The sequence below is a fragment of the Agarivorans sp. Alg241-V36 genome (genome assembly GCF_900537085.1).
GTDB lineage: Bacteria > Pseudomonadota > Gammaproteobacteria > Enterobacterales > Celerinatantimonadaceae > Agarivorans.
In genome coordinates this window covers 15387-28537 of record NZ_UNRE01000007.1, presented here as the reverse complement: position 1 = coordinate 28537, position 13151 = coordinate 15387, and the positions used below count along the sequence as shown (strand labels likewise).

At 45.5% G+C, this 13151-nt stretch carries 11 protein-coding genes; 6 read left to right on the top strand and 5 right to left on the bottom strand.

The features are described from left to right. Nucleotides 1-46 precede the first annotated feature (46 nt). Nucleotides 47-598, bottom strand: a complete 552-nt coding sequence (locus G6R11_RS16115; RefSeq protein WP_163134100.1) for a carboxymuconolactone decarboxylase family protein — start codon at nucleotides 596-598, stop codon at nucleotides 47-49. Between the two features lie 39 nt (nucleotides 599-637). After that, on the bottom strand, nucleotides 638-880 hold the full coding sequence (locus tag G6R11_RS16110) for a DUF2798 domain-containing protein (RefSeq protein ID WP_163134099.1): 243 nt from the start codon (nucleotides 878-880) through the stop codon (nucleotides 638-640). Nucleotides 881-1013: 133 nt separating this feature from the next. On the opposite strand from G6R11_RS16110, the gene G6R11_RS16105 reads away from it, so the two are divergent. Continuing rightward, complete coding sequence (locus G6R11_RS16105; RefSeq protein WP_163134098.1) at nucleotides 1014-1934, top strand: LysR family transcriptional regulator; 921 nt, start codon at nucleotides 1014-1016, stop codon at nucleotides 1932-1934. Nucleotides 1935-2002: 68 nt separating this feature from the next. On the opposite strand, the gene G6R11_RS16100 is transcribed toward G6R11_RS16105, so the two are convergent. The 3 genes from G6R11_RS16100 to ppc form a co-directional block, all read right to left on the bottom strand. After that, nucleotides 2003-2533, bottom strand: a complete 531-nt coding sequence (locus G6R11_RS16100) for a DoxX family protein (protein ID WP_163134097.1) — start codon at nucleotides 2531-2533, stop codon at nucleotides 2003-2005. A gap of 243 nt (nucleotides 2534-2776) precedes the next feature. After that, on the bottom strand, nucleotides 2777-4030 hold the full coding sequence (locus tag G6R11_RS16095) for a hypothetical protein (protein WP_205472890.1): 1254 nt from the start codon (nucleotides 4028-4030) through the stop codon (nucleotides 2777-2779). Between the two features lie 130 nt (nucleotides 4031-4160). Beyond that, nucleotides 4161-6800: a phosphoenolpyruvate carboxylase gene (ppc, locus tag G6R11_RS16090; RefSeq protein ID WP_227981444.1), complete on the bottom strand. Its 2640-nt coding sequence runs from the start codon at nucleotides 6798-6800 to the stop codon at nucleotides 4161-4163. A 414-nt stretch (nucleotides 6801-7214) separates the two neighbouring features. Between ppc and argC the strand changes: the two genes are divergently transcribed. The 5 genes from argC (at nucleotide 7215) to argH (ending at nucleotide 13145) form a co-directional block, all read left to right on the top strand. Continuing rightward, entirely contained in the window at nucleotides 7215-8225 is a 1011-nt protein-coding gene (gene argC, locus G6R11_RS16085) for an N-acetyl-gamma-glutamyl-phosphate reductase (protein ID WP_163134095.1), read from the top strand. 9 nt (nucleotides 8226-8234) lie between these two features. Continuing rightward, on the top strand, nucleotides 8235-9011 hold the full coding sequence (argB, locus tag G6R11_RS16080; protein ID WP_163134094.1) for an acetylglutamate kinase: 777 nt from the start codon (nucleotides 8235-8237) through the stop codon (nucleotides 9009-9011). 9 nt (nucleotides 9012-9020) lie between these two features. Continuing rightward, entirely contained in the window at nucleotides 9021-9935 is a 915-nt protein-coding gene (locus tag G6R11_RS16075; protein WP_163134093.1) for an ornithine carbamoyltransferase, read from the top strand. A 42-nt stretch (nucleotides 9936-9977) separates the two neighbouring features. Further along, on the top strand, nucleotides 9978-11183 hold the full coding sequence (locus tag G6R11_RS16070) for an argininosuccinate synthase (protein ID WP_163134092.1): 1206 nt from the start codon (nucleotides 9978-9980) through the stop codon (nucleotides 11181-11183). A gap of 84 nt (nucleotides 11184-11267) precedes the next feature. Continuing rightward, a complete protein-coding gene (gene argH / locus G6R11_RS16065) occupies nucleotides 11268-13145 on the top strand; it encodes an argininosuccinate lyase (RefSeq protein ID WP_163134091.1) in 1878 nt (625 codons plus the stop codon). The last annotated feature ends 6 nt before the right edge of the window (nucleotides 13146-13151 follow it).

Below are 13151 nucleotides of genomic sequence, written 5' to 3'. Positions count from 1 at the left end.
TTGGCCATAGATAACAGAGGTATTATAAAGTATTACTCAATCTGAATTATTTTTTAGACCAAGTAAACTTCTCAAATACTTTGTCTACTGGTGTATGCGCTACATGGTTAACGTAGTTGCTGATGACCTTTTGTGACAGGCCAAGAATCACCTCTAGCACTTGTTGATTACCGTAACCCGCCGCGTAAAATGCCTCTAAATCGGTTTCAGATACATTGCCGCGCTCACGAACAACCGCTAGTGTGAAGTTTTTCAGTGCTTGTAGTTTGTCGGATGGCATAGCTTCGTCGTTACGCAGCGCTTCTGTCAGTGCCGGGTTAACCTTCATTGAGTGGGCAATTCCCGTGTGAGCAGGTACACAATAGTGGCATTCATGCTCAACGTTGATAGTTTGCCACACGACAGTAAGTTCTTCCGCATCGAATGAGGTGCTTGTAAATTGCTGGTGAAGCTGAGTGTAAGCCTTTAGGGTTTCGGGAGACTCAGCCATCACTGCATAAAGGCCTGGAACCATACCCATTTGTGTCTGTGCGCCTTCAAGGATTGCTTTGCTTTTCTCTGGTGCTGATTCGGCTGTGTGTAGTGTAAAGTTGCTCATAGTTCTTTCCTATTTTATTTTGCTAAGGTATTAATTTTCTTACTTTAGTTCTGGTTCAAGCAGCACCCTGGTGACAAACAGTCGAACTGCTGGTGCAACTAGTGCTAAAACTATCAGTGCAGATGGCACCATTTGGAAAACTGCGCTTAACCATGCCTCGAAGAAATTTCCATTGGTTGTTTGTGTCTTTGCAACCATAATTGCCGGCATGCTTAAAAGCATCGTTGGCAGAACCATAGAAACCATTAAAGGGTATTGGAATTTACGTGGAAACTTTTTCATGATTGTCTCTGCTTGGCTAACTGATGCGTTTATACTAGCGCTACTCCTTTCAATCAAAAATAGACAACATTGAACTTGAATCTTTCATATTTGAATGGTTAACTTTGAGACTCACCGTCAAAGGCAAACAAACATGAAAGCAAAAGACATTTCTAACCTTTATCTTTTTTGTCAATCAGTAGAATGTGGTGGGTTTGCCGCTGCCAGCCTTAAAACCCTCGTTTCTGCCCCAACCTTATCAAGAGCCGTAGCAAGCTTAGAGGAAAAACTAGGGGAAAAGCTGGTACATCGAAATGCAAAACTGTTTCAATTAACAACCGCTGGAGACGAGTATTACCAACGCTTTGCCTCTCTCTTTATGCAGTTGAACAATGAATGGACGCAACTCTCAAACAGTCAGCCCGTGCTAACGGGGGTAATTCGCGTTTCTTGTCCAGAGCCCTTTGCCGATAACTTTTTGCAAAAGATGGCAATAGAATTCATGGAGCTTCATCCAGAGGTATCTGTAAACATTCAATTTAGTGCTGGAACGGAACGTTTTTTCGATGAGCAGATTGATCTCGCCATCGTAACCAGTCCGCCTCATGCAAGTCATTTAATACAACGCCTGCTATTTGAATCGCCACTGATGATGGCTGCATCACCAAGCTATCTGGAAAAATATGGTAAACCAAAGCAAGCGGCAGACTTAGTGGGTCACCAATTGTTATCTGGGAATAATCTTCCTTATTGGGAGCTAAAAGAAGAAGGGCAGTCAATTCGTATCCCTTACCTTCCTAGATACTCAGTAAGTAGCCTGCGGTTAAATATCGATGCAACTTTGGCTGGTGCTGGGATCTGTATGATGCCAAAAGCTGCTTTTGAAAAGCGTGCTGAAAGGGGGGATCTCATTGAGGTATTGCCTAAGGTAGAGTGTCCTACTGGTAAGGCATTTTTGGTTTGGGCTGACCGAAAATTGATTGCCACTCGAATAGTTGCTTTTAGGGATATGATTTTTAGTCGCTTTGGACAATCTTCAGAGTTTCTAGCATTAATCGATTCCAAGAAGAAATAGTTCTCCTACATCTAGGCTTAACAGAATCAAAAACGCCAAATTAGACACGCTAATTTGGCGTTTTGGTATTATTGATTCTTGGCGGTACTTTGACGAAAGTAAAGGTAAGCATTTAGCCAAGCTAAACTAAGGATGATTAGCGTCATCACTGGAGGTTTTGACTGAAGTGGTAACACCTCTGCTGGCACATTTGGTAGTAGATGAACATAGACCGCAACAATCATTATCACAGTTGTTAGCAAAGTGGCTAATTGCATCGCTTTGTTTACTATAGATGTTGCCAATGCCCTGTTCCCAACCATTATGATTAGAAGTAGCAAACCAGCAAAGATCTCACCTAATTGCCCAGCCCAGCGAGCAAGTGTAGGAAAAGGCAACTCACTCAGTGCAATTTGTGTGGTAAACATGCTTGTGAAGGGGTCGAAAAACTTAACTGTTCCTGCCATTACCATAAATGCGCCTAGCAGGCCTGTTAAAATCTTTTGAATCTTAGTGCCTACGCTGTCAGTTTTTTGGTGGCTGCGAATAAGGAAAACTCCAGTCATAAGGAACATACTGCCGATAAGAGATAGTTCGAGAATAAGTTGTGATGTGCTCATAGCAAACCTTCATTTCTGTGTTAACGAGTTGATGAAGTTATTTTAAAAGAGAAGTTAGCATTCAAAAATAGACAAAATCATTTTCATTTCTTGCATAAATGAATGCATTGGCAGGAGTGAGAAGATAGTATTTTAACCTTGAATGGTGCAAAGATGAGTTAGGCTACGGATATCCATTAGTGAGCTAAAGCCAAATTCTCAAGCTTAGGTTAAACGAACTAACTCTAATGCTCACGACCCTTGCTATATCAACAGCGCATTTACCCCAGAGCATATCAGCCACATGATTAGGGCGTAGTACCAGTTGTTTTTAAGTATTTGGCTGGTGGAGAATTGGTAGCGGCCAATCATGGTTAGGCCTACGCCAGATAGCGGGCTGCTGCCGGTGGATATTGCCCAAGAACTTAAGAATAGAAAACCAAGCTGACTAGGTTCTGGATTAAGCGGCAATAACAAAGGGCTGGCTAAAGAAATACTAATAACTGGATGAATACCAAACATGCAGGCCACAATCATCATTGCTAACACTACTGCAAAGGTTTGATGATTAAAGCTTACGTTGTGCAGGCTTAAGGTTTCTGGATAGGCCAGCAACAAGGCTTTAATACCCGCCGAGAATACCCCAGCAGCTAAAAACAACACGTATTGGCTGCCAACGTTAGATAAGCGATGGCTAACAAAGTTTCTGGCAATGAGTACTTTTGAGTTCCCTTTGGCAAAACTTAAGGCTGCAATCGGTGCTAGGCAGGTGATCATCAAAATAATGCTGAAATCGGGGAAAGCGAAATGCAATGCAATCACGCTGGTGGCGAGCACAAAGGGAATGGTTAAGCTTTCTCGACGCAAGGGGTAACCAGCAAAACTGTCTTTCTCTCTTAGCGATACCTCGGCAGTGGTAAAAGCCAAGGCAATTAGCGCCATTAAGGCGCCCGGAAGCAGTACATCTAGCCATTGCATACCGGGCGCGTAAGTAATGGATACCGCAGTGGCAATAAAAAACGGAGACCACCAGGCTGCGGCACAAAAACAGCGCATTAATACTTTTTGCTGGGCATTAGTTAAAGCTTGCTGTTTGGCTAAGCGGTCGCCGACAATGAATACAATCGATAGATTGATTACCGCACCCAGTAGATTCATACCTAGGGCGGTTGAGGCAATGCTGCGTTTGCCAATAGGTAAAGGGTCTTGTTGATTCTCTGGATTGGCTAAGGCGAGAAAAGATACCGCGCTAAACATCGCCAGCAAGGGAAGGTTTATTGAGAGTATGTCGGAGGCACTTAGCAAGGTATTTTGCTTGGCTGCAATTAATAGCAATACGATGCCAATGCTTAACAAGCAACCCGCCTGAATGCGAATAGCTTTGCTAAGTTGAGGTAAATACAGCAAGGCGGCAGCCCAGGTGACTGCGGTGGCTAAACCAATGCCAATTACGCCAAAGGCATACAGCAAGTAAAGTAGCAGCGAGGCAAGAAATAACCACCCTTTGTATTGTTGCATTGAAGACATCCTAGCTATCAATGAGCCAACGCTGCCAAGCAGCAAAAGTACCCTGTAAAGGCTATTAGCTTAGCCTAAGAACAAACAACCCCGCGTAAAGCGGGGTTGCTACGGTTAAATAGGTAAGTATTTAACCGGTGTTACGCATACCCGCAGCGATACCGGCAATGCTTACCATTAAGGCTTGATCAACTACTGGGCAAAGTTCTTCGTTAGCGCGAGAACGATTTAGCAGCTCAACCTGTAATACGTGCAAAGGATCGATGTAAGGGTTACGCAGATTAAGTGACTCAACCACCCAGGCTTGATTAGCCAATAGCTTGTTGTCTGGTGCTAGCGAAACAATGGCCGCTTTAGCGCCTTCTAACTTAACCCGAAGCTTTTCACCTAGCTCTTGTAGCTCTGGCTCCACTAAGCGCTCGTCGTAGATTTTTGATAGCCAAGTATCGGCTTTCATAAATACCATTTCTAGCATTGCTAAGCGGTTATCAAAGAATGGCCACGCGCGCATTTCGGTTAGCAGCTCGCTTTTACCTTCTTTAATTAACCCTTCGAATGCCGCTCCGCTACCTAACCAAGCTGGCAGCAATAGGCGGTTTTGGCTCCATGAGAAAATCCATGGGATAGCGCGTAAGCTTTCGACACCACCGTCTGAGCGACGCTTAGCTGGGCGACTGCCCAATGGCAGTTTAGCTAACTCGCGCTCTGGGGTAGCCGAGCGGAAGTAAGGCACAAACTCTTCTTCACCCCAAACAATGCCACGGTAGGCTTCACAAGAGGTTTCGGCAATTTGGTCCATCACTTCGCGCCATTCGTCTTTTGGCTCCATGGGTGGAATCAAGTTCGCTTCTAATACAGCGCTGGCGTAGAGGTTTAGGCTATCCATGGCAACTTTGGGTAGGCCGAACTTAAAGCGGATCATTTCGCCCTGCTCGGTTACACGTAAGCCACCTTTTAGTGAGCCTGGAGGTTGTGATAACAAGGCTGCGTGCGCTGGTGCACCACCACGACCAATTGTACCGCCACGCCCATGGAACAAGGTTAAGCTGATTTGATGGCCTTCACAGATAGATACCAGCGCTTCTTGAGCGCGGTATTGCGCCCACGATGCCGCTAACACACCAGCATCTTTAGCTGAATCTGAGTAGCCAATCATTACATGTTGTTGGCCAGAGATGTAACCGCGGTACCAATCAACTGATAGCAGTTTGCTCATGGTAGCAGGCGCATTGTTCAAATCGTCTAGAGTTTCGAACAAAGGCGCAACCGGTAGGCGGAACGGACAACCAGCTTCTTGTAGTAGCAATTGCACGGCTAATACATCAGATGGCTCACTCGCCATAGAGATAATGTAAATGCCTAATGCTTCGCGCTCTTGCTTGGCGATAATGGCACACGTGTCTAGTACTTCTTGTACCGATTCACTTGGCTCCCAATCACGTGGGAACAGCGGGCGCTTAGAGTTTAACTCTTGCAGTAAGAAGTGCTGCTTATCAGTTTCGTTCCAATGTGCATAGTCACCCATGCCTAAGTAACGAGTGATTTCTGAGAATACTTCTTCGTGGCGGCCACTGTCTTGGCGAATATCCAAACGTAGTAAGTTGATGCCAAAACAGGCAATACGACGCAGTAGATCTAGCAAGGTGCCGTCGGCGATGATGCCCATGCCACAGTCTTGTAGCGAGTAGTAACAAAGCTCAAGTGGCTCACGTAGCTGCTCGGTATTGGTGATAATATCGCGCGCTTCGGTGTACTGGCCTTTTAGCTTGGCAGTAAGGTAGTCGTGAGTTTCTTGTAGCTCGCTGCGCAATACTTTTAATAAGGCGCGGTAAGGTTCGTTTTGGTCACCGGTTTGCTCAAGCAAAGCTTCGTTGGCATCGCTCATCGACAATTCGCTAACCAAGGTTTGAATTTCTTTTAAGTAAAGGTCAACGGCTACCCAGCGGCTAGACAGCAGTACCTCTTCGGTAACCTTAGACGTTACAAATGGGTTGCCGTCGCGGTCGCCGCCCATCCAAGATGAGAACACTACTGGCGCGGCATCTAGGGCCATGCGCATATCGAAGTGCTGGCCAAGTTTTTTGTCTAACTGGCGCACAAAATCTGGCACGGCTTGCCATAGCGAGTTTTCAATTACCGCAAAACCCCATTTAGCTTCATCTACTGGAGTAGGGCGCTGCTGGCGAATTTCGTCGGTGTGCCATGCTTGGTTGATTAGCTGCTCTAAGCGGCTAAGTAGTTGGCTGCGCTCTTGATCTGGTAAGTCGAGTTCTAACCAATCTAAACAGTTATTAATGGCAACGTGTTTGTTGATTAGGGTACGACGGGTCACCTCGGTTGGGTGCGCGGTAAGTACCAGCTCGATATTTAACTGTGCCACTGCATGGTGGATCTCTGCTTCACTTAAGTTTTCTTGCTTTAGTTTATTGAAAACTTGGTCGATAGGATCTTGGGCACAGGTACTGCCTTCGCAGTTACGTGAAATGGTGTGGAATTGCTCGGCGATATTTGCCAAGTTTAGGAATTGGCTAAAGGCGCGGGTTACCGGCAATAGCTCGTCATCACTTAGGTTACGCAATAGCTCCAATAACTGCTCGCGCGCCTCATCATCGTTATTACGTGAGGCCTTAGCTAGCTGGCGTATGGTTTCTACTTTCTCTAGAAACGCTTCTCCCATATGGCTCTTGATCGTGTTACCAAGTAGTTGTCCGAGTAGACTCACATTTCCTCGTAACGAGGCGTTAATCTCCTGAGGCATATTCTGGCTCATTGTCTTTCCTTCACTGTTTGCGTTTGCTAGCGATTATTGAAATTTTTTTACTAAATCACCCTAGTCCTAGGGCAAAAACATACCTAAGACCGAGCATATAGTCAAAATACCTGTAATTAAATTACAAATAACGCTATTTCCTTTGCTTAGGATCAAGCGGCTATTTATAGATTGTTACTCATATTTTAATAAGGGCAACTTTGTTTGGCTTAATTTTTAACCTATACGCGTAAATTTAACAATAAATAAAAATTCATTTTTATTGCATAAAGAATTGCCTGTGGTATTCTCCGTTTATATTAAAGACAGCTAGTTTTTTTTGAGCTGACAAGCGTGACATTTTGTTCATTTGGTCAGTAAAATGCAGCTCAATAAATAACACTATGCCATAAGATTTCAAGGGAACAAGAAACGATGTTAAAGGCAGCGATTGTTGGTGCAAGTGGATACACCGGAGCGGAGTTGGCAGGCTATGTTAGCCGCCATGCAAATTTAGAACTTGCCGGGTTGTATGTTTCAGAGCGAAGCCTCGACGCAGGCAAGGCGCTATCTGCCCTGCACGGAAAATTACGCGGCGTGGTCGACGCCCCTGTGCAGCCATTAATTGTGGTAGACATTGCCAAAAATTTCGCCGATGTTGATATTGTTTTGTTAGCCACGGCTCACGAAGTAAGCCATGACCTAGCCGAAGCATTTTTAAATGCTGGTTGTCAGGTCTTCGATTTGTCGGGTGCCTTCCGCGTTCAAAGCGCTGAGTTTTACGAAAAATTCTACGGTTTTACTCACCAATTCCCCGAGTTATTAGAAAAAGCGGTATACGGTTTAGCTGAATGGAATGCTGATAAAATTAAGCAAACCGATCTAGTGGCTGTAGCTGGCTGTTATCCAACCGCATCGCTAACCGCACTTAAGCCCTTGGTTGAAGCGGGTCTTTTAGAGCCAAGCAATAAAGCGGTGATTAACGCCACTAGCGGCGTGAGTGGTGCTGGCCGTAAAGCTTCATTAACCAGTTCATTCTGCGAAGTTAGCCTAGCGCCTTACGGTGTGTTTAATCACCGTCACCAACCCGAGATTGCTGCCCACTTAGGCCACCCAGTGATTTTTACTCCGCACCTGGGTAACTTTAAGCGTGGCATTTTAGCCACGATTAACGTGGTGCTAAAAGCGGGCACTAGCCAAGAGCAAGTAAACGCTGCTTACCAACAAGCTTATGCAGGGCAAAACATTGTGCGCATATTGGATGGCGAATGGCCGTCTATTGCAAAAGTAGAGAATACCCCGTTTATTGATGTTGCATGGCAGCAACAAGGTGACGATTTAATCGTGGTATCGGCGGAAGACAATTTATTGAAGGGCGCTGCTAGTCAGGCTATTCAATGCGTTAATATTCGTAACGGCTTTGCCCTTACTGAGTCACTGGTTTAGGAGCGAGTAATGAAACCGTTAGTGATTAAGTTAGGCGGCGCAGTTCTTAATAACAGCCAAGCTTTAGATAATTTATTTGCCGCTCTACAACAAGTTAAGCAACCCATTGTATTGGTGCATGGCGGAGGCGTAGTCGTTGAAGACGTATTGGCCAAAACTGGTTTTGTATCTGAAAAGCTAGACGGCTTGCGCATAACTCCTAAAGAGCAAATCCCTTATGTAGTCGGCGCATTGGCGGGTACCAGCAATAAGCTGTTATTAGCCCAAGCGCTAAAAGCAGGTTTGTCGGCAGTGGGCTTGTGTTTAAGCGATGCTGGCACTTGTAAAGTAAGCCAAATGGATACCCGCTTGGGCCATGTAGGCGAAGCCACTTTAGGCAACCCTGCTTTGCTTAGCAGCCTTATCGAGCTAGGCCACGTGCCAGTGATGAGTTCAATTGGTATTGGTGACGACGGCGAGCTTTACAATGTGAATGCCGACCAAGCCGCTTTAGCAGTGTGTAAATTGCTCCAAGGCCAATTGGTGTTATTATCCGATGTTGCTGGCGTACTCGACCAGAATAAACAGCTGGTGGCCGAGCTAAATAGCGCACTAGCAGACAAATTGATAGCCGATGGTGTAATTACCGACGGCATGACGGTAAAAGTTAAAGCTGCTCTAGAAGCCGCTGAATTTTTACAAACGCCGGTTTCGCTAGCTTCATGGAAAGATCCTGCGAAACTTGCCAGCTTATTGGCTGGACAAACATATCAAGGTGAGTCGGTAGGGACTCAGGTTACCGTTTAAGGAAAGATGATGAGTGATTTTAAACACCTGCTAAGTCTGCAGGACTTAACTCAAGAACAAATTTTAGGGCTGTTAGAATTAGCCGCTAAAATCAAAAAAACGCCGGCTGATTACGGGCAAACCCTAGCCGGTAAAAGCGTTGTTACTCTGTTTGAGAAACCATCATTACGTACACGTGTAACTTTTGATATTGGTATTAATCGCTTAGGCGGCCATGCAGTTTATCTAGACCAGCAAAATGGTGCCATGGGCGAGCGCGAAAGTGTTAAAGACTTTGCCTCTAACATTACCCGCTGGGCAGACGCGATTGTAGCGCGGGTTTTTTCGCATAAAACCTTACAGACTCTGCGTGACAATTCATCAGTACCTATCATCAACTCCCTGTGTGATTTGTACCACCCTTGCCAAGGTTTGGCTGATTTCCAGACCATTAGCGAGCATTACTCAGATCTAAGTAAAGTTAAGTTAGCTTACTTGGGCGAAGGTAATAACGTGACTCACTCATTATTGCTGGGTGGCGCTATTTTAGGCATGGAAGTGGCGGCAGTTTGCCCACTAGGTGCAAGCCCAGACGCACAAATTGTGCAAAAGGCTAACCAGTTAGCTAAAGCACACGGTGGCAAAATTGTCGTTACCAATAATGTAGAAGACATTAAAGGTTACGATGTAGTTTACGGTGACACTTGGGTGTCTATGGGCGACGATACGCCGCTGCAATCAGTAAAAGATAAGTATATTGCTTATCAGATCAACCAGAATTTGATGCAGCAATGTGGAATTAACCACGTGTTGCACTGCCAACCTGCTCATCGCGAGTTGGAAATTACTTCGGAAGTGATGGACGGTCCTCAATCATTGATTTTTGATCAAGCAGAGAACCGCATGCATGCACAAAACGCCGTACTAGTAAGTTTATTAAGTTAGTGAATGTTCAGCTCTAGGCTGAGTTAAACAAGGAATTTTTAAATGTCAGATATCAAAAAAGTAGTATTAGCATACTCAGGCGGCCTAGATACTTCGGCCATCATTCCGTGGTTAAAAGAAACCTACAACGACTGTGAAATTGTGGCTTTTTGTGCCGATGTTGGCCAAGGCGACGAAGAGCTTATTGGCTTAGAAGAAAAAGCCTTAGCCTCTGGAGCTTCTGAGTGTCACATTGTTGATCTTAAAGAAGAGTTTGTTGCTGACTACATCTACCCAACCATTGCTTCTGGTGCGGTATACGAAGGGACTTACTTGCTAGGTACCTCTATGGCGCGTCCTATTATTGCTAAAGCGCAGGTAGAAGTAGCCCGTAAAGTAGGCGCCGATGCGGTATGTCACGGTTGTACCGGTAAAGGTAACGACCAAATTCGTTTCGAAAGCTGTTTTGCTGCGTTAGCGCCAGAGCTAACAGTGATTGCGCCTTGGCGTGAGTGGGACATGGAAAGCCGTGAAGATTTGCTAGATTACTTAGCAGAGCGCAACATTGCGACCACTGCTTCAGCAACCAAAATCTACAGCCGCGACGCTAACGCATGGCATATTTCGCACGAAGGTGGCGAGCTAGAAGACCCATGGAACGAGCCAAGTAAAGGTGTTTGGACACTAACTGTTGATCCTGTAGACGCGCCAAACGAGCCAGAATACGTAAGCTTAAAAGTAGAGCAAGGCCGTGTTGTTGCAGTAAACGATGAAGCACTTAGCCCTTACCAAGTAGTAATGAAGTTAAACGACATTGCAGCAGCTCACGGTGTAGGCCGTATCGATATTACCGAGAACCGTACCGTTGGTATGAAGTCGCGGGGTTGTTACGAAACTCCGGGCGGCACAGTAATTGTTGCTGCACTACGTGCGATTGAAGAATTAGTATTAGATAAAACTTCACGTGTATGGCGTGAGAAAGTGGGCCAAGAAATGGCGCACTTGGTATACGACGGTCGTTGGTTTACACCTTTATGTAAATCGCTTATCGCTGCCTCGGAAGCTATGGCAGCCGATGCCAATGGTGACGTAGTGATTAAACTTTACAAAGGCCAAGCCGTTGCCGTACAAAAACGTTCGCCAAACAGCTTGTACTCAGAAGAGTTCGCTACCTTTGGTGAAGACCAAGTTTACGATCAAAAGCACGCTGAAGGCTTTATTCGTTTATACTCTCTAGCCAGCCGGATCCGTGCTTTAAATAGCAAATAAGATTGGTAGAAGTAATAAGCAGGAATACTTAGACCTCAGTGGCTATCTGCTCTGAGGTCTTTGCAATAATAAATGGAGAGTAAAATGGCATTGTGGGGTGGGCGTTTTAGCCAAGCTGCAGATACCAGATTTAAGCAGTTCAACGATTCTTTACGTTTTGATTACCGTTTAGCGGAGCAAGACATAACGGGTTCTATTGCCTGGTCTAAGGCCTTATTGAGTGTTGGCGTTCTGACACAAGATGAGCAAAGCAAACTTGAAGACGCATTATTAGACCTAGGTAAGCAGGTTGCCGAAAACCCACAACAAATTTTGGGTAGTGACGCTGAAGATATTCACTCTTGGGTAGAAATTCAGCTGATTCAACGTGTTGGTGATTTAGGCAAAAAGCTGCATACCGGCCGCAGCCGTAATGACCAAGTTGCTACCGACCTAAAATTGTGGTGTAAAGGTCAAGGTGTCGAGCTATTAGAGCACTTAGACAAGCTGCAACAAAAACTGGTTAAATTTGCTCGCCAGCAACAAGAAACCGTACTGCCAGGTTACACTCACCTACAACGTGCTCAGCCAGTTACCTTCTCTCACTGGGCAATGGCCTACGTAGAAATGTTTGAGCGTGATTACTCGCGTTTGCAAGATGCCCTAAGTCGTTTGGATGTATGTCCGCTAGGTTGTGGTGCTTTGGCGGGTACCGCTTACCCAATGGATCGCCAGCAAATTGCTAAAGACTTGGGCTTCCGCCGTGCTACACGTAACAGTTTGGACTCGGTATCTGACCGTGACCATGTGGTTGAGCTTATTTCTACTGCTTCTATTAGCATGATTCACCTAAGCCGCATGGCCGAAGATTTAATCTTCTATAACTCTGGTGAGTCTGCCTTCTTAGACTTATCTGATCAGGTAACTTCTGGCTCATCATTGATGCCGCAGAAGAAAAACCCTGATGCCCTAGAGCTTATCCGTGGTAAGGCCGGTCGTGTTTATGGTTCCTTGTCGGGCATTATGATGACCCTTAAAGCCTTGCCTTTGGCTTATAACAAAGACATGCAAGAAGACAAAGAAGGTTTGTTCGACGCGCTAGATACATGGGGTGACTGCTTAGCCATGGCTGAGTTAGTACTTGATGATATGGACGTACACGAAGAAACCACCACTGAAGCAGCTAAAGGCGGTTATTCGAATGCGACTGAGCTTGCCGATTACTTGGTGGCTAAAGGCATTCCATTCCGCGAGGCTCACCACATTGTGGGTATTGCGGTAGTAAAAGCCATTGAAAAAGGTGTACCGCTTGAAGAACTTAGCTTGGCTGAGTTTAAAGAGCTAGCACCAGAGATTGAAGACGACGTTTATCCAAACTTGTCCTTAGAGTCTACACTGGCGAAGCGCCAAGCCCTAGGTGGTGTAGCGCCTGAGCAAGTTGAACATGCGCTAACCGAAGCAGAAGTTCGACTATCCAAACGTAATGTGAAAGGTTTGTATGTACGTTCGGCACGTATGACCGACTTAGACAACATTGAAGATATGGTGAACTACTGGTCGCAAGCGGGTGAAAACCTGCCTCGTCCTCGTCCAGAGCTAGTGCAGGCAATTGGTGATTTCACGGTGAGTGAACAGGCCGGAAAAGTAACCGGTTGTGCTTCGCTGTATCTTTACGATACCGGGTTAGCAGAGATTCGTTCACTAGGCGTAAATCCTGGTTCGCAACGTGCAGGCCAAGGCCGAGCTATGGTGCAGCACCTAATGAAGAAAGCTAAGAAGATGGAAATCGAGAAGGTATTTGTACTAACTCGTGTGCCAGAATTCTTCATGAAGTTAGGCTTTAGCCCAACCTCTAAAAACATGCTGCCAGAGAAAGTGATGAAGGACTGTGATATTTGTCCTCGCCAGCATGCCTGTGATGAAGTTGCTTTAGAGTTCATCATTGACAACAGCACACTTATTCATAAGCAAAACGTGGCTTAAGGGTCA